Source organism: Pseudoflavonifractor sp. AF19-9AC (genome assembly GCF_003478995.1).
In the GTDB taxonomy this organism is placed as follows: Bacteria; Bacillota; Clostridia; order Oscillospirales; family Oscillospiraceae; genus Lawsonibacter.
This window is the reverse complement of sequence record NZ_QUGI01000007.1, coordinates 165665-182997: the sequence shown is the minus strand read 5'-3', so window position 1 is coordinate 182997 and position 17333 is coordinate 165665. Positions and strand designations below refer to the sequence as shown.

Below are 17333 nucleotides of genomic sequence, written 5' to 3'. Positions count from 1 at the left end.
TTTACTCCCTTGTATTCGGTTTCAGCCCCAGAAAGGACCTGGCTTCGTCGTCCCAGTCCGCCCGGAACAGTTCCACGGCGGGGACGATGCCCCGAAGCCTGCCGTCCAGCAGTACCCCAATCCGGTGGGCCAGGGTTGTCGCCTCGCGGAAGTCGTGGGTGACCAGTACCACAGCGCACTGAAACTCTTGGCAGACGTCGCGGACCAGGCAGCAGAGCTCCTCACGGGTCACCGGGTCCAGGGCGGAAAAGGGCTCGTCCAGCAGCAGGAGGGGCGTTTGCACCATCAAAGCCCGGGCCAGGGCGACCCGCTGCTGCTCTCCGCCGCTGAGCGTGCCCGGGTACTGGTTTAAAATGCGGAGGATGCCGAAGCGCTGGGCGATCTCCTCCACTCTGGTCCGGATCTCCTCCCGGGGCAGGCGGCGCAGCGCCAGGCCGTAGCCTATGTTGGCGGCCGCGGTCATGTGGGGGAAGAGACTGAGATCCTGATAGAGATAGCCGATGTTCCGGCGGTGGACGGGGGTCTTGTGTACGTCCTCACCCAGGCAGAGGACCCGCCCTGCCTCCGGCCGGCAGAAACCGGCCGCAGTCTCCAGCAGCAGGGTCTTGCCCGCGCCGGTGCGGCCCAGAATGGCCATAATTTCCCCGGCGGAGACGGAAAAGCTGATTTGGTTGAGCGAGAAGGTGCCCCGGCGGACACTCACATTTTCCAGCCGGAGGACCTCATCCTGTTGTCGATTACACATAGCGGCTCCGTTGTTTGCCGGTCCGACCCAGCAGGTTGGCGGCGGTGAGAGAGAGGGCGGATATGACCAGCAGCAAAAAGGCGCTGGCCAGGGCGGCGTCCAGGTTGTTGGTGCTCACGGCCAGATAGATGCTGCCGGGCAGAGTCTCGGTTTTCATTCGGGTGACGCCCACCAGCATCAAAGTGGCGCCGAACTCACCCAGGGCCCGGGACCAGACTAAAATCACCGCGCTGATGAGGGCGTTGCGGCTGAGGGGCAGAAGGACAGTCAGAAACTGCTGGGCGGGAGAGGCCCCCAGCAGCCCGGCCACACACTCCAGCTTGCGGTCCGCACCCTGAAAGGCGGCGGAACAGAGCCGGACCGCAAAGGGCAGATTAACAATGAGCTGGGCCAGAATCACTCCGTTTTGATGGAATACAACCGGGAATCCGGCCTCCTTCAGCCACTTGCCGGCAGGGGAGGAAAACAGAATGAGCATGCTCAGGCCCAGTACGATGTAAGGCAGAGACATGGTCAGCTCCAGCACGATCTCCGCAGCCCGCCTGCCGGGAAAAACGGAGCGGGTAAGGGTGTAGGCGGTGGGGATAGCCAACAGGAAGCAGAGCGCGGTGGAGATGCAGGCGCTTTTCACGCTCAGCCCCAGGGCAAAACGCACCTCGGGCTGAGTGAGACAGGCGGGGAGGCTGTGAAAGCCCCGGACCGCAATGACCGCCACGTTGCTGCCCACCAGCCCCAGGGCGGTCAGGGCCAGGAGCGCACAGAACAGAGGAAACCAGCCCCCTCCGCTCCGGTTTCTCATTCTGCCAGCTCGTAGCCGAAGCTGGTCCAGATCTCCCGGGCGGTGTCGGTGGCCAGGAACTGGCCGAACACGTCGGCGGCCTGGTCATCGGCGCTGAAGGTCAGCCGGGCGGCGGGAATGGTCTTCACGTAGGCGTCCATGTCGGAGGTCTTACAGATCTCCACCCCATCCACGTTGCAGTTTTCCTTCCAGATGATGGCGGCGTCCGCCTCGCCCAGGGAAATCAGGGTGGCCAGCTGGGGCGCGGTGGTGGTAGTAGCGGCCAGATTCACCTGGTCGGTGACGCCGAAATCGCTGAAGGCCTTCACGGCGATCTTTCCGATGGGGGTGGACTCTGAGTCGCCGATAACGGTGACGATGTCAGTGCTGGCCAGGTCGGCGATGCCGGTGATGTTCTTGGGATTGCCCTCGGCCACGGCCAGCACGGGGATGTGTTTGACCAGATCCACGCTGCTGGTTACGTAATCGCTGACAGGCTTTACCTCGTCGGCGGAGCCGGCAATGAAGTAAGCCCCTTCCTGGGCCTGCTGGATCTGGGTCTGAATCTGAGCGGCGTTGGCGTAGGTGACATTCATCTCACAGCCGGTCAAATCCTGGAAGGTCTGGGCGATCACCTGGAAGGGCTCCTGCATACCGGCGCCGCAGTAGATGAGCAGGGACTGGCCAGAGAGGTCGGCGGAAAGCTCCTGAGTCGCTGCGCCGGACAGGGGGGTGAAGCCTACACTCTCAAAGACAGCGCCGGCCTCGTCCCCAGTGAGGTAGTCCAGGAAAGCCTGGGCCTCATCGGGGTGGGCGCTCCCCTTCAGCACGGCGGCGGGGTAGATGACCTGGCCGCACATCTCAGCGGTGGCTCCGTCCACTACCTCCAGGTTGGCGGAGAAGGCGTCGGTGGCGTAGATGATGCCGCAGTCCACGGCACCCTCGCTCACCTGGGTGGTGACCTCCTTCACGTCGGAGCCGTAGGTGAGCACCCCGGCCTCATTCAAAGCGGCCTCGTCCAGGCCGTAGTAGGCAAAGATCTTCTGGGTGTACTGACCCACGGGCACGTCGCTGTTGCCCATGGCCAGGAACACGTCGCCGCTCTCCAGAAGCTCGGCGAGCTGGTCGAAGCTCTCAATGCCCTTGAGGTTGCCCTCGGGAACGGCCAGGGCCACCTTGTTCTCCAGCAGGTCAATGCGGCTGTCGGTGACGATGAGGTCGAGGCCGTCAGGGTTCTTCTCGGTGTCCCCAATGAGGGAGCCGTCCATGGCGTTCATCTGCTTGGGGGCGGCGGAGATAAAGAGGTCGCAGTCGGCACCCTCCTTGATCTGGGTGAGCAGGTCGCCGGAGGAGGCGAAATTAAAGACCAGGGTGACGTTGGGGGCCACGTTCTTGTAAAGCTCGGCAATCTCCTCCAGAGTCTCAGTCATGGAGGCGGCGGCAAAGACCGTCAGCTCCACATTCTCCCCCTGGGCGCCGTCGCCGCTCTGGGCGGAGGACCCGGAGGTGCTGCCGGAGGAACAGCCGGCCAGCAGACCGGCGGTGAGAACCAGGGCCAGGGCCCGGGTCAGAAAGGTGCGCAGTTTCATATTCATTCCTCTGTCTTTTTATACTCTGAAACGGCAGTCTGCACGTTCAGTCTCAGGATGGGCACCGGCCGCTCTTGCGGCCGGGCAGGCGGGCGGCCCGGAACTGGATGAGCTCCGCTGCCACGCTGACGGCAATCTCCATGGGGGTCTCTCCGCCGATGGGCAGGCCGATGGGCAGATGGACGGCGTCGATCTGGGCGGGGGAGAAGCCACGGCGCCCCAGTTCCTGCCGTACAAAGGCCAGCTTCTTCCGGCTGCCCATGCACCCCACATAGCAGGGAGAGCAGGGGAGCACCTGGCACAGCACTTCCAGATCGGCCATGTGGCCCGGCGTCATTACCACTGCGTAGTCCCTTGGGGTGAGGGAGACGGTGTCCCCGATGCGGGCAAAGGAGCCCAGCAGCACCTGGTGTACCCCGGGGAAGAGCTCCGGACGGGCCAGCTCGGGCCGGCTGTCTACCACGATCACCCGGAAGCCCACCTGGGCCAGCAGGGGACCCAGAGCCTGGCCCACATGTCCAGCGCCGAACAAGTAGAGAACCCCGTCAAGCCCCATGGGCTCGGTGTAGACGCCGTCTGCCAGCACCGGCCGGTCGCCGAGGCGGTCAGACAGGTAGGGGGGCAGCTCGCCCTCGCCCCAGACGGCAAGGCGGGGGACATCCCCCGTGCAGTCCAAAGCCAGGGTACAGGGGCTGCCAGCGGTGAGCAGCCGGGACAGCTTGTCCAGCTCGGGCAGGTCGTCGGGGGTGAGCAGCTGAAAGCACACGGTGGCCGCGCCGCCGCACACCATGCCGGTGTTGCTGTCCGCGCCCCCCATGGTGTACTCCATCAGGCCGGGAGCACCCTCTCCGGCCAGCAGCTTCTTGGCCCGCTCTGTGGCCAGCCGCTCCGCGGAGCCGCCGCCGATGGTGCCCAGGGCGCTGCCGTCCGCCCGCAGGGCCATCCGGGCGCCCGCGCCCCGGGGGGCGGAGCCCATGCTGCCCACAACGGTGCACAGCACAACCCGGCCGCCCTGGGCCAAATCCTCACGCAAGGTGTCAAACAGGGTCAAATCGTCCACAAACGGCACTCCTTACTGCAAATTACTGCAAAAAGATACGCTTGCCGCCCTCGTAGGGGGCCACCCGGCCCACCAGCTGGGGGGCGGGCACCCGGCAGTCGGCCTTCAGAGCCTCCAGCAGGGCGGGGGCGTCCTCCGCCTCCACGGCCATCATCAGGCCGCCGGAGGTCTGGGGGTCGTAGAGCAGGTCCTGCACGGCCAGCTCCACATTTCCGCCGTCCACCCACTCCTGGGCGAAGTGGCGGTTTCGGTAGAGCCCCGCGGGGAGCACCCCCAGCCGGGCCAGCTCCAGGGACTGAGGGATAAGCTGAAGACCGGCAACATCAATATGAATCTGGGCCTCGCTGCCCTGGGCCATCTCCAGCAGGTGGCCCATCACACCAAAGCCGGTGACGTCGGTGCAGGCGTGGACCCGGTACTGCACCATGATGTCCCGGGCGTATTTGTTCAGGGTCATCATGAGCCCCTCCGCCATCCGGGCGGTGGACGAATCACACAGCTCTCCCTTGATGCCGGCGGTGAGGACGCCGATGCCGATGGGCTTGGTGTAGAGGAGCACATCCCCGGGCTTTGCACCGGAGTTGGTGAGCAGCTTGTCCGGGTGTACAAAGCCGGTGACCGCCATGCCGTACTTGGGCTCCTTGTCATAGATGCTGTGACCGCCGGTGATGATGGCTCCGGCCTCGTAGGCCTTCTCATAGCCGCCCCGGAGGATGGCGTGGACCGCCTCCTTGGGCATGTCCTCGGGTACCGCCATCACGTTCAGGGCCAGCTTGGGCTCTCCGCCCATGGCGTACACGTCGGACAGGGCGTTGGCCGCGGCGATGGCCCCGAAGGTGTAGGGGTCGTCAGCAATGGGGGGGAAGAAGTCCACCGTCTGCACCAGGGCCAGGTCGTCGGTGAGCTTATAGACGGAGGCGTCGTCGCTGCGGTCGTAGCCCACCAGCAGGTTGGGGTCCTGGCGGACCTTCAGGCCCTCCAGCAGCTTGCACAGCTCCCCGGCCCCCACCTTGGCCCCGCAGCCGGCGCACTCGGCCAGCTTAGTCAGTTGAATGTCGTCCATCGTTTATCCCTCCAACGCCTGGGAGAAGTGGAGCAGGGCCTCCAGCACGCCGCCGCCCACCGCCAGGGCCTTGTCCGAGGCGGTGAGGCAGTGCTCCGGCTTGCACCGGGGGTCGATGTCTCCGCTCTTCATTCCTGTGTGTACGGGGACCCCCGCCTGGAGCAGTCCCCGCAGACAGCCGTCAATGGTGCACAGCATGGGCTGGCCGTTCACCATGCCGGCCACTTCCCCGGCTTTCACCAGGGCGCCGATTTCCAGCTTGGGCTCAAAGATGCCGTCCGCCGGAGCCCGGAGCACCCGCTCCACCGTGTAGCCGCCGATGTTCCCGGGCACGCCGGTGTTGGGAATGGGGGAGCCAGTATAGAGGACCCGGCCCAGAGTGTGGCCGCGCATGGTCTCCACCGCGGCGTGGCAATCCACCCCGGCGGTAAAGCCGGGGCCCACCCCGATGACCACCGGGGCCATGTCCTTGCGGGTGCCCAAATTCTTTTTGGCCAGGATGGCGTCCACCAGCCCGTCGGGCTTCAGCGCGGAGATGCAGGCCCCGTCTGGGTCAGCCAGCACCGCCACGGTGCCCTGTCGGGTCAGCTCCAGCGCCTCCTGGGGGCTGTGGGCCAGCCGGGCGGTGACGTCCTCCACCTGCACCTCTCCCAGGCGGATGGCCTCGGAGAAGCAGACGGTGCGCCGCACCGCCGTGGGCTGGGGCAGATCGGTGAGAATGAGATGAATACCGGCGCGGTGAAGCCGCAGGGCGATGCCCGTGGCGATGTCTCCGGCGCCGCGAATGACAACCAGCATGGGACAGTTCCTCCTCTTCGTGTTACTTAAAGCATCAGTTCCAGGCAGTCGGAGCGGGAGAGCTCCGGCACCTCCTCCAGCCGCCCGCGATCTGCGGGGGGCATGGCCCAGGCCAGACCGCAGTCGGCGGTGATGGTCACCGGGACGGGGATGATACGCCCGGGGATATTCAATGCTTGACACTGCCGCTCCCATTGGAGGGCGGCGGTGGTGGTGGGAAAGGTGATGACCAGGGTGGGCCTTTTTACTCGCATGGCTCTGCCATCTCCTTCAGGGCGGCCAGCGCCGCGTCAATGTCCGCCTCTCTGGTGTAATAGCCGAAGGAGAAACGCAGGCAGCCCACATCCTGGGTGCCAAGAGCCCGGTGCATCCGGGGGGCACAGTGGATGCCGGGCCGGACGGCGATGTCGTAGTCCTGGGCCAGGGTGTCCGCCGCCGAGGCGGGGTCCCAGCCCTCCAGATTCAGGGCTACCACCGGCGCCCGGTCCCCGGAGAAGTCGCCGTACACCGTAACGCCGGGGATGTCTCGAATCCCCTGGGCAAAACGATGGGTGAGGGCCAGTTCATGGGCGTGGATGGCTTCCACTCCGGTGTCCAGAATGAAGTCCACCGCCGCCCCCAGCCCGGCCAGGCCGTGGCCGTTGAGGGTGCCCGCCTCCAGGTGCTCGGGGTATTCCGCCGGCTGCTCCTCCTCAAAGGAGCGTACGCCGGTGCCGCCGGACACCAGCGGCCGCAGCTCCACCCGGGGGGCGACGCACAGTCCGCCGGTGCCCTGGGGCCCCATGAGGCCCTTGTGGCCGGTGAAGGCCAGAAGGTCAATGCCCATCTCCTCCATGGAAATGGGGGTGCTGCCCGCGGTCTGGGCGGCGTCCAGCAGAAAATAGAGGCCGTGCCTCCGGGCAAAGGAGGCTGCCCGCTCCACATCCAGCAGGTTGCCCGTCAGGTTGGAGGCGTGGGTGCACACCAGAAGCTTAGTGTTGGGCCGCACCAGCTCTTCCAGCTGGTCATACCGCAGCCGCCCCTGGCGGTCGGCGGGGAGGAAGTCCACCTCCACACCACGCTCTCGGGCCAGCACATGGAGGGGACGCAGCACCGAGTTGTGGTCCCAGTCGGTGGCGATGACGTGATCGCCGGGATTAAGAAGGCCAAAGAGAGCGGTGTTCAGAGCCTGGGTGGCGTTGGCAGTGAAGATGACCCGCTCCGGGTGGGAGAAGCCGAAGAGTTTGGCCAGAGCCTCCCGGGTCTGAAACACGGTGCGGGCGGCGGACATCTCGCCGGTGTGGCCGCCCCGGGCGCCGTTGCCCAAATGGCTCATGGCATCCACCACCGCCTGAGCTACACAGGGGGGCTTCTGGAGGGTGGTGGCGGCGTTATTGAGATAGATCATAGGGTGACCAGACGGTCGGCGGTGGTGAGAATCTCCGCAATGCGGTACATGTTGGTGACGCTGCCGATGGCCAGCTTGTCCTTCAGGCCGTAGTAGTCCAGGCAGGTGCCGCAGGTGAGAATCTCCGTCCCGGCCTCTTCCAGAGTCCGCAGGTCCTCCAGAGACTGGCTGCCCTCCACGGTGAGCTTAGCGCCGCCGTTGAAGAACAGCAGGGTGACAGGGGGGACCTCCAGCTGGGCCAGGGCGTACAGAAAACTCTTGATGAGGGCGCGGCCCAGCTCCTCGCTGCCCCGGCCCATCACGTCGGTGCCAATGGCCACCACCGCGGCGGAGCCCATGGGGGCGCAGCAGCTGGGAGCCTCCTGGGTCTGGGGGGCAGGAGCGGCGGCAGAGCTGCCCTCTCCGATCTGCACATGCCAGAAGTTATCCTCCTGGGTCACAGTAGCGCTGCGTCCCTTCTGTCCGGCCATGCGCCGGAGATTTTCCACCGCCGCCTCGTTGTCCACAAGCACGTCCAATTCCTCCCCGGCATTCAGCTTGGGCAGGGCGTGCAGGGCCAACACCACGGGCTGGGGACAAGGCTTTCCTCTGGCATCTACGATCATATTTTTTCGCTCCCATCTTGTACTTTTCTTCGTTATACTTTATAATAAATAACGCGGGATATATTATACAATGATTTTCTGGGAAAGTCAACCGACCTTGGAGAAGATTGACCCGTGGAAAGAGAGGCGGTTTGCATGGAGCTGAACGAGCTTCTGGGGCTGAAAAAAGGAGTCTGTGCCGTGATTGGCAGCGGGGGAAAGACCACGCTGCTGCGCACCTTGGGGGAGGAGCTGCCCGGCCGGGTCATTTTATGTACCACCACCCATATTCTGCCCTTTGCCGGAATTCCCCTCTATACCGGCGCCGGGGAGGGAGAGCTGGAGCGGCTGCTGGCGGAACACCCTGTGGTGTGCGTGGGGCAGCCCGGGGCGGAGGGCAAGCTCACGGCATCCCAGCTGCCTGTGGAGGTGCTGGCCGGGCTGGCGGACTATGTGCTGGTGGAGGCGGACGGCTCCAAGCGCCTGCCGCTGAAGGCCCATGCCCCCCATGAACCGGTGATTCCCCCGGAGAGCAGACAGGTGATCTGTGTGGTGGGCGCTTCCGGATTTGGACGGCGGGTGGAGGAGGCAGTCCATCGCCCGGAGATATTCTGCCGCCTGACGGGGGCAAAGGCGGGGGACGTGGTAACCCCGACTTTGGCCGCCCGGGCCATTGCCCGGGAGAAGCTGGCCGGGCAGGTCTTTGTCAATCAGGTGGACAGGCCATCGGACTGGGGCAGAGCGGAGGAATTTGCCCGGGCGCTGTCAGGAACGGGGATTTCTGTGGCGGCGGGCAGCCTGAATCAGAAACAATACCGCCGCCTTGGGTAACAAAAAGGGAGCGGAGAGGACTTGGTCCTCTCTGCTCCTTCCTTATTATAATATGGTAAATGAATCAGTCCTGGTAAAGGCGCTTATAGTAGCCGCTGTACAGGGCGGCGCAGGGATTGTTGCCCAGTACCCGGTCCTTGGCCACCAGAACGGTGACGGGGGCCTCCGAGTGACGCATGAACAGGGAGTCATGTCCCACACACAAGCCGATGAGCACGTTGAAGTCGGTGTGGGCCCGGTTGAGAACGCGGGCCTGGAGGATGGGATTGCACATGGTCTCCGGGCCGCCCCGGCAGATCTTGTCCTCCTCGGCAATGCCCATTTCGCTCTTGTCCTGTCCGCCTACCTTGCACACCACGCTGACGAAGTCAATGCCGTTGTGCTTGAGGATTTTGGCGAAGGTGCGGGCCTCCTCCACCAGCCCCAGGCAGCAGGCAATGCCCACCTTCTGAAAGCCCATCTGCTGGATGAACAGCACCGTCTCCTCCACCCGGGTTTTCTGGCAGTAGTAGCGCCCCTCGATCTGGGCGGCGGTGCGGGCCATCTTCCCGTCCAGGGTGTCGCCGCCGTAGAGGCAGTCCAGCTCCTCCAGCTCCGCCGGGTCCGTCTGGTTGGTGGTGGTGCAGAAGCCGGGATAGTCCTTCTCCCGGTCCCGGCAGCTGAAGAGGCCGCAGTCCGTGCACCGCGGCAGAGTACGCTCGCTCATGTGGAACCCCCCTTGGGCGGAAGCCCTCCCGGCTCCCGCGATTTTCTTTATTATAGTGCCGGGCTGAAGCATTCGTCAAGGCAACAGCGCCGTGGCTCCTGTTCCACGAAGGTGGTGCCGCAGTATGGATGCAGCAGGGGGAAAGAATAAAATAGAAAAGCTCGCTGCAAGCAGATTGCTTACAGCGAGCTGGCACCCCGAACTGGATTCGAACCAGCGGCCTTCCGCTTAGGAGTACGGCGTACCATTTCGTAAATTGTTCATATCATATCTTCCCGTGTTGTTTCTTCGCAAATTGTGCTGCCTGGAGGCAGGTCAATTTGCACAAATTCCCCTGAAATATGCTGCCTTACAACGGCTTTTCAAATGTCGTATTAGCAAGGTATTAGCAGGAACCCCTTGTGACAGAGGGCTTTCAGGGGCCATTTCAAAATGCTATTAGCAAGGGAGGATCATTTTATGAGCACCAATGAAAAAGGGACGCCCCAAAGCAGAACATACACCGTGAATGACATCGCAGCCATTCTCGGTATCGGCCGCGCTTCGGCCTATAAACTCGCCAACTCCGGATTGTTCAAGACGATCCGCATCGGCAACATGATCCGCATCTCCAGGAAGTCCTTTGAGGATTGGCTGAAAAGCGAGGGCCTGGACGACGAAACGGAATAAAATGTAGAGCGCAATGGGAGAGCGGCCTATTGCGCTCTTACTAATGCCGATCAGTTATATACTGGAGAAGTTTTTATAAATTAGACATTCTTCATTTTCAGTTTCCATCCATATCCCTTCAAACACATTCTCTATTAGGGTTGGAGTTGCAACTACTTGAATGATGGAGTGCCGCTGTCCAATAGAATTTATTGACGAACCTAAGGACCACACTTTACATCCATTGACTGCATATCTCATAATCAAATACCTGTCATGAAAGGGCTTTCCATGTTTGCCTCGTATACTTCTGTATTCAAGTTGTATGTCTGTTGTTTCGCCTAAAGTATTCTTTAAAAGACTAGTAGCTTCTTTTCGAAAACTTTCATAGTCGTGCGCAGATGCTGCAGAAGCGGTCTGGCTGTTATTATGAATATCCCCATAACAGCAAATTGCACGCACTTTGATACCTTCTTTTTGACAATAACAGGCCGTGTTGATAATATCATCGCTGCTTAAATACGGGTCTAATATCATTATTTCTTTTAAATCCCATAATAGCTGAGAGAAATTAATGATATTCCTTATATCAATAATAGCCTGTTCATGTGAATCGTTATTATATGATAACAATTGTAAGTGCTCTCTAAGGAAGAGATCATGCTCTTGGTTCCTATATTTTTCTACTTCGTATGGTTCAATAAAAGCATAGATGGACCCAAGTGCTTGCCGGGAATCAAGCGGAATGTCTATTTTCCCTTCTTCTCTTAGCAGTACCCTATGCTTACATGAACTAGTAAACACCCAATTGGGAGGACCAATTATTGATTCATAACTTGCCGAAACGGTATAGTCTAAAGTCATAGCGAAAAGTATAAGGTTGGTGGCTTTATCCCATAGTGTAATGCGATTAATATATTGATTTGGCGGTATGCTAATATCTTCAGAAAAGCAAAAAGGGTCTTTAATTGAAAAAGAATAAATTGTTTTGTCAAACTCCTGCTCAATTTTGACTACATACTGTTTGTCAGGTGAAACATTCTCTGCCTTTTTCAAGGCTATAGTTATTCCATGTTCAGCGCCAAGAAGTTTCGGGGTATACTCTATAGTTTCGACATTAAATTTGCAAACTATATTACCGATTCTATCTTGCAACACATTTAGGTGGAAACCTAATCCGCATGACAGGATATGTTTTTGGATTGCGGTAATGTCTTTGTCTGATAATATATTTCTAAGTAAACTTTTATCGCTGAAAAGCTCAAAAATATAATAATTCCCTATAAAATTTGAGCCATACAAATATTTTTCAATAGGAACATGAAGATTATAGTGTCCACCTGTAGGATCAACTGTAGGAATGTATTTATATGGAGACTCAAAGGTATGGTCAAGAAATATTGTGGTACCATTATTTGTATACTGATTTTTAGTTACACACTCGTTCCAAAAAGCGCAGAAATTACTACTATGAATCGTTTCTGATGCAATAAGCAATTTTATGTCACTGTTAATGGTAATAGGAGATTTGGTTAGAAATTGAAATTCCTGCGCTTGTCCATATTTCTGAGAAAAATCAATGCTGGTAAAATAGTTATATAGTTTCCCTTGATATTGTAAGATAATCATTGTGGATTTGTAGAAAGAGTAAAACCCAATATTCCCCGGAACTAAAAATGTTTGTATTATTTCGTTCATAAGTGTTTCCTCTAGCGATACTCAAAATTTTTATCACTTTTTATTGTAATATTGTTTTTGTAATTCAGCAATGATGTTTTTAGGGTGTAAATAAAGTTCTTTTCATTCAATGAGTCATAGGCTTAATGCCTATGGCTCATTTTTATACTCTAGTCCCTCTTTTGTCCTAATAGTTTTCATAGTGTATAAACTAGTCTCTCGCCCTAATTGACCAATAAGGAGTCTAAAATCTCATGTTTTTTCTTCCTCAGTCAGCCGTAAATCCCCCGCCCATAGGTTTTCCCCTCCGGGGTATCCGGACGGCATAAAGGCCGACTTTTTCCGAAAATCAACACTTTTTTGACCGCCGAAAGGAGGTGATACCATGGCGGTATTTCGTATTGAGAAAACCCGCGACTACACGGTGATGTCCAACCACCACCTGCGCGACGCGGGACTGTCGCTGAAATCCAAAGGGCTGCTCTCCATGATGCTGTCCTTGCCGGAGGACTGGAACTACACCACCAGGGGCCTGGCCAAAATCTGCAAGGAAGGAACGGACAGCATTGGATCAGCCCTAAAGGAGCTGGAACGGGCCGGGTACATAATCCGCAATCGGCTGCGAGACAGCAAGGGCAAGATCGTGGATGTAGAGTATGTCATCTACGAGACACCCCATCCCCCGGACACGGGCCAGCCGTGTGAGGACGAGCCGGATACGGCTTGTCCAGATACGGAAAACCCGGATAAGGATAACCCATGTCTGGAAAACCGGCCGCAATTAAATAAAGAGAAAAGAAATTCTGAAGAACAAAATACTGATTCATCAAGTACAGAAGGATCAAATCCTATCCAATCAAGCCCCCAAGCCCCCGCAGGGGTCAAACGGACCGGACGGGACTGGATGCGGGAGCGAGAGAGTTATCGGGAGCTGATTTTGGAGAATATCGAGTATGACTATCTATGCCGGGATGACCGGCTGGATCGGGATATGCTGAATGAGTTGGTGGAGCTCATGGTGGATACTGTATGTTCCCGCAGGGAGACGATCCGCATTGCCGGGGACGACTATCCGGCGGAGGTGGTCAAATCCCGGTTCCTGAAGCTGAATAGTTCCCACATCGAGTATGTGCTGGACCGGATGCGGGAGAACACCACCTATGTCCGCAACATCAAGAAATATCTGCTGGCTGCCCTGTATAACGCCCCGGCCACCATCGACAGCTACTATGCGTCCCTGGTGAACCACGACCTGTACGGCGGCGGAGAAAGGAGATGATGACTTATGCAGGAAGAAGTCACCCAGCGCACCGTTGCCCTCTGCGTGGAGGCCACCAAGCTCTCCGCCGGAATGCTGCAACAGGCCATGAAAAAGGTGCTGGACGAGATGCAGAAAGGAGTGACCGGCCACAAAACCAAGCTACACCACGGCAAGCAGACCCTCCGGCAGCTGATGAAGCACAACACCGGCGTTTCCAACATCGAGATCACCAACCAGAACATCCGGGCCTTTTCCGCCACCGCCAAGAAGTACGGCATTGACTTCGCGCTGAAAAAGGATACCAGCGGCGAGATCCCCCGCTATCTGGTGTTCTTCAAGGGCCGGGATGCCGATGTCATCACGGCGGCCTTCCGGGAGTTCTGCGCAAAGAACCTGGAGAAAGAAAAAAAGCCCTCCATCCGCAAGGAGCTGGACCAGGCGAAACAGCAGTCCAAAGCCCAGCACCGCCAGCGGGAGAAGGTCAAGACCAAAGACCGGGGTGTGGAATTATGACCGACACTTGGAAAAAAGTTCTTATCCTCAACCTTCCATATCTGCTGTTTGTCTATCTCTTTGACAAGCTCTGCCAGGCGGTGCGCCTCGCGCCCGGCCTTGACGCCTCTGAAAAGTTCCAGCATTTGAGCCAGGGCTTTACGGAGGCGTTTTCTTATGCGGCACCAAGTCTGCATCCGCTGGACCTGCTGGTGGGCATCGCTGGGGCGGTCATCGTCCGATTGGCGGTCTACGCCAAAGGGAAAAACGCCCGCAAATACCGCAAGGGCATCGAGTACGGCAGCGCCCGGTGGGGCACGACGGCCGATATTGCCCCCTATGTCGATCCGGTCCCCGACTGGAACATTCCTCTGACCCAGACGGAAAAGCTCACCATGTCCAGCCGCCCGAAAAATCCCAAGTACGCCCGGAACAAGAACATTCTGGTCATCGGCGGCAGCGGCAGCGGTAAGACCCGGTTCTTCGTCAAACCCTCCCTGATGCAGATGCACAGCAGCTATGTGGTCACCGATCCCAAAGGACAGCTTTTGTCCGAGGTGGGGACCATGCTGCGGCGGGGCGCCCCCAAGCTGGACGAGAACGGAAAGCCCATGCAGGACGCCTGCGGAAAGGTCATCTATGAGCCGTACCGCATCAAGGTCCTCAACACCATCAACTTCAAAAAAAGCATGAAATACAACCCCTTCGCCTATATCCGGTCGGAGAAAGACATCCTCAAATTGGTCAATGTTATCATTGCCAACACCAAAGGCGACGGAGAAAAATCCTCCGAGGATTTTTGGGTCAAGGCCGAGCGGCTTTTGTACTGCGCCCTGATCGGGTACATCTGGTACGAGGCGGAGCCGGAGGAAAAGAACTTCCTCACGCTGCTGGAGCTCATCAACGCATCGGAGGCCAGAGAGGACGACGAGGAATTTCAAAGCCCCGTTGACCTGCTCTTTTCCAAATTGGAGAAGGAGCACCCGGACCACTTCGCTGTGAAGCAGTACCGCAAATTCAAATTAGCCGCCGGTGTTGTATGCTCTAAAAGACTTCTTAATCAAGCGGTTGGGAAGTCTCTTAGAACACACAACCTAAAACCGAAGAAAGGAGCGCAAGTTATGAGAAAAAATGAGAAAATCACAGCTCTGTACGAACGACTGAGCCGTGATGACTTTGGCAAAGATGATGACCAACAGCGTGAGAGCAATTCCATATCCAATCAAAAGGCAATGTTGGAGGAGTTCGCCGCACGGCAGGGCTTTACAAACATTGTCCATTTCACGGACGATGGCATTAGTGGTACTTGCTTTGACCGTCCCGGATTTTTAGCAATGATGAAAGAAGTGGAAGCCGGGAATGTGGAGTATTTGTGCATCAAGGACATGAGCCGCATGGGTCGTGACTATCTGAAAGTCGGTCAGATTATGGAAATCCTGCGTCAGCGTGGCGTTCGCCTTATCGCCATCAATGACGGCGTGGACAGTGCCAGAGGGGACGATGATTTTACCCCTTTCCGCAACATTATGAACGAATACTACGCCAGAGACACCAGCCGTAAAATCCGTTCCACTTTCCAGTCCAAAGGCAAGTCCGGCAAGCACCTCACAGGCACGGTCATTTACGGCTATCTTTGGAACGAAGCCAGAGACCAATGGTTGGTTGACCCCGAAGCCGCTGAGGTGGTCAAGCGCATCTTTGCCATGACGATTGACGGCTACGGTCCGTATCAGATCGCCAGCAAGCTGAAAGAAGAAAAAGTCCTCATTCCGTCCGCTTACCTTGCCCGGCACGGCGAGGGCGTGAACAAAAATAAGGCCTTCAAAGATGTGTACGGCTGGGGTTCTTCCACCATCTGCAACATTCTTGAAAAGCGTGAATATCTGGGACACACCATCAACTTCAAGACCCGAAAGCACTTCAAGGACAAGAAAAGCCATTATGTCCCGGAGGACGAATGGACAATTTTCGAGAATACCCATGAGCCTATCATTGACCAGCAGACCTTTGACCTTGTGCAGAAAATCCGTGGGAATGTCAGACGCTACCCAGACGGCTGGGGCGAAGCAGCTCCCCTCACGGGCTTGCTCTATTGCGCCGATTGCGGTGGCAAGATGTATGTCCACCGCACCAACAACGGCAAGCGTATTTCTCAATATACCTGTTCCCAATACAGCAAAGTCCCAGTTGGAAAGCTCTGCACGACACAGCACCGTATCAATGAAGATGTGGTACTGTCCCTTGTCTCTGAAATGCTGAAAGCCATTGCCGAGTATGCGAAGCATGACCGAGCCGAGTTTGTCCGTGTGGTGCAGGAAGCGCAGTCCAGCCAGCAGACGGCAGAGGTCAAGAAACAGCGGACACGCCTTGCCACCGCAAAGCAGAGAGTTTCCGAGCTGGAAGTCCTGCTCTGCAAAATCTATGAGGACAACATTTTAGGAAAGCTGTCCGACAGCAGATACGCCACTCTGGACGCTCAATACGAAAAGGAACAGTCCGAGCTTACCGTTGAAATCTCCGATCTGGAAAAGGCTATCAAGAGCTACGAGAAGCACGAAAAGGACGCTGACCGTTTTATCGCTCTGATTGACAAGTATGAGAACTTCGACAAGCTGACGATTGCCATGCTCAATGAGTTTATTGAGAAAATCCTTGTGCATGAGCGTGACCGCAAGGGCAGTATTCAGACCACACAGGAGGTCGAGATTTACTTCAATTTCGTGGGTCGTTTCGTTCCCCCTGCGTTTGGCGAAGTGGAGCTTACCCCGGAGGAATTAGAGGAAATCCGCAAGCGTGAGGAACGCAAGGACAGGCTCCACCAGAACTACTTGAAGCGGAAAGCCAATGGTAAACAGAAAGAGTATGAGGAGCGCACGAAAGCCAAGAAAAAAGCGGAGATTGAAGCCAGAAAACAGGCAATCCGCACCGAGGATATTGCCAGAGGGGTATTTATCCCGGTGAGCAGTTTGCCGCAGCTGGGACCGAGAAAGGGAGCGTGATTTTATGAAAGAGTTGAAACCGAGAATCCATGAGAACGGTATGGACTATGTGTTGGTGGGCGACTACTATGTGCCGGACTTGAAGCTGCCGGAGGAACGCCGGCCTATTGGGCATTGGGGACGCTTGCACCAGTCCTATCTGAAATTGCACCGTCCCATGCTTTACAACGAGCTAATTTTGTCCGGCAGCCTCCACACCGTCGTTGCCGATCTGAACGAGCAGGCGGCAGACAGGCTGGACTTGATTATCCGGCAGATGATGAAAGCCGAGGGCGTGACCGAAGCCATGAAAGCGGAAAATCAGATGTTATGGGTGCAGTCAATGAACTCCATCCGCTGCCGGGCAGAGGAAATCATCAAGACGGAACTAATCTACTGTTGAGAGAGGTAAAGCTATGATTTTGGAAGCCATGTATAATGGGGAGTTTTATCCCTGCGAGACAGTTGTACCTACATCACCGGAATACCGAAAGGCAGTCATAGCCTGTGAAAAGCTCATGGAGCAGTTGTCCCAGCGGCTCAGCAAAGAGGACTATGAGCTGGTGCAGGAACTCCGGGCGCAGACAGCAATCGCCCAATGTGAAGAAAGTGAAAGTCACTTCAAGTATGGCTTTTCCGCTGGGCTGATGTTCAGCAGGAAGCCCATGAACAAGTGCAGCAGAAGAAAGAAAAATGGATGAAGAAAGCCGCCTGAGCAGAAAGAAACTGTTCGGGC

The 17333-nt window shown here is 57.5% G+C and carries 18 protein-coding genes; 7 read left to right on the top strand and 11 right to left on the bottom strand.

Annotated elements, in window-relative coordinates:
• Position 1: 1 nt before the first annotated feature.
• The 9 genes from DWX58_RS12760 to yedF are packed head-to-tail and all read right to left on the bottom strand — an operon-like array spanning position 2 to position 8025.
• Positions 2-745: an ATP-binding cassette domain-containing protein gene (locus DWX58_RS12760; RefSeq protein ID WP_118644367.1), complete on the bottom strand. Its 744-nt coding sequence runs from the start codon at positions 743-745 to the stop codon at positions 2-4.
• Positions 738-1544, bottom strand: a complete 807-nt coding sequence (locus tag DWX58_RS12755) for an ABC transporter permease subunit (RefSeq protein WP_118644365.1) — start codon at positions 1542-1544, stop codon at positions 738-740. Before DWX58_RS12755 ends, DWX58_RS12760 begins: the two co-directional genes overlap by 8 nt.
• Positions 1541-3112, bottom strand: coding sequence for a molybdate ABC transporter substrate-binding protein (gene modA / locus DWX58_RS16005; protein WP_347559175.1), 1572 nt, complete (start codon positions 3110-3112; stop codon positions 1541-1543). The genes DWX58_RS12755 and modA overlap by 4 nt, the downstream gene beginning before the upstream one ends.
• A gap of 52 nt (positions 3113-3164) precedes the next feature.
• Positions 3165-4172 carry an XdhC family protein gene (locus tag DWX58_RS12745; protein ID WP_118644361.1) on the bottom strand — a complete coding sequence of 336 codons (1008 nt, stop codon included), beginning with the start codon at positions 4170-4172 and terminating at the stop codon, positions 3165-3167.
• Positions 4173-4194: 22 nt separating this feature from the next.
• Positions 4195-5235, bottom strand: coding sequence for a selenide, water dikinase SelD (selD, locus tag DWX58_RS12740; protein WP_118644359.1), 1041 nt, complete (start codon positions 5233-5235; stop codon positions 4195-4197).
• A gap of 3 nt (positions 5236-5238) precedes the next feature.
• Positions 5239-6033, bottom strand: coding sequence for a selenium-dependent molybdenum cofactor biosynthesis protein YqeB (gene yqeB, locus DWX58_RS12735; RefSeq protein WP_118644357.1), 795 nt, complete (start codon positions 6031-6033; stop codon positions 5239-5241).
• Between the two features lie 26 nt (positions 6034-6059).
• A complete protein-coding gene (locus DWX58_RS12730) occupies positions 6060-6287 on the bottom strand; it encodes a DUF3343 domain-containing protein (RefSeq protein WP_118644355.1) in 228 nt (75 codons plus the stop codon).
• The gene (locus tag DWX58_RS12725; RefSeq protein WP_118644353.1) at positions 6278-7420 is read right to left on the bottom strand and encodes an aminotransferase class V-fold PLP-dependent enzyme; all 1143 of its coding nucleotides are present in this window, start codon (positions 7418-7420) and stop codon (positions 6278-6280) included. The genes DWX58_RS12730 and DWX58_RS12725 overlap by 10 nt, the downstream gene beginning before the upstream one ends.
• A complete protein-coding gene (gene yedF / locus DWX58_RS12720) occupies positions 7417-8025 on the bottom strand; it encodes a sulfurtransferase-like selenium metabolism protein YedF (protein WP_118644351.1) in 609 nt (202 codons plus the stop codon). The genes DWX58_RS12725 and yedF overlap by 4 nt, the downstream gene beginning before the upstream one ends.
• Positions 8026-8160: 135 nt before the next feature.
• Here yedF and yqeC point away from each other — a divergent pair, with 135 nt between their 5' ends.
• Positions 8161-8835 (top strand): selenium cofactor biosynthesis protein YqeC, encoded by a 675-nt coding sequence (gene yqeC / locus DWX58_RS12715; RefSeq protein WP_118644349.1) that lies wholly within the window; start codon positions 8161-8163, stop codon positions 8833-8835.
• 64 nt (positions 8836-8899) lie between these two features.
• On the opposite strand, the gene DWX58_RS12710 is transcribed toward yqeC, so the two are convergent.
• Positions 8900-9541, bottom strand: coding sequence for a DUF1847 domain-containing protein (locus DWX58_RS12710; RefSeq protein WP_118644347.1), 642 nt, complete (start codon positions 9539-9541; stop codon positions 8900-8902).
• Positions 9542-10000: 459 nt separating this feature from the next.
• Between DWX58_RS12710 and DWX58_RS12705 the strand changes: the two genes are divergently transcribed.
• Entirely contained in the window at positions 10001-10210 is a 210-nt protein-coding gene (locus DWX58_RS12705; RefSeq protein ID WP_118644345.1) for a helix-turn-helix domain-containing protein, read from the top strand.
• A gap of 54 nt (positions 10211-10264) precedes the next feature.
• On the opposite strand, the gene DWX58_RS15155 is transcribed toward DWX58_RS12705, so the two are convergent.
• Positions 10265-11887, bottom strand: coding sequence for a VPA1262 family N-terminal domain-containing protein (locus DWX58_RS15155; RefSeq protein WP_147382275.1), 1623 nt, complete (start codon positions 11885-11887; stop codon positions 10265-10267).
• A 364-nt stretch (positions 11888-12251) separates the two neighbouring features.
• Between DWX58_RS15155 and DWX58_RS12700 the strand changes: the two genes are divergently transcribed.
• The 5 genes from DWX58_RS12700 to DWX58_RS12680 are packed head-to-tail and all read left to right on the top strand — an operon-like array spanning position 12252 to position 17298.
• Complete coding sequence (locus DWX58_RS12700; RefSeq protein WP_118644343.1) at positions 12252-13145, top strand: DUF6017 domain-containing protein; 894 nt, start codon at positions 12252-12254, stop codon at positions 13143-13145.
• Between the two features lie 6 nt (positions 13146-13151).
• On the top strand, positions 13152-13640 hold the full coding sequence (locus DWX58_RS12695; protein WP_118644341.1) for a PcfB family protein: 489 nt from the start codon (positions 13152-13154) through the stop codon (positions 13638-13640).
• Positions 13637-16618, top strand: coding sequence for a DUF4368 domain-containing protein (locus DWX58_RS12690; protein ID WP_118644339.1), 2982 nt, complete (start codon positions 13637-13639; stop codon positions 16616-16618). Before DWX58_RS12695 ends, DWX58_RS12690 begins: the two co-directional genes overlap by 4 nt.
• Positions 16619-16622: 4 nt before the next feature.
• Complete coding sequence (locus tag DWX58_RS12685) at positions 16623-17000, top strand: TnpV protein (protein ID WP_021630767.1); 378 nt, start codon at positions 16623-16625, stop codon at positions 16998-17000.
• A 13-nt stretch (positions 17001-17013) separates the two neighbouring features.
• Positions 17014-17298 carry a DUF6809 family protein gene (locus DWX58_RS12680; protein WP_021630766.1) on the top strand — a complete coding sequence of 95 codons (285 nt, stop codon included), beginning with the start codon at positions 17014-17016 and terminating at the stop codon, positions 17296-17298.
• Positions 17299-17333: the final 35 nt, after the last annotated feature.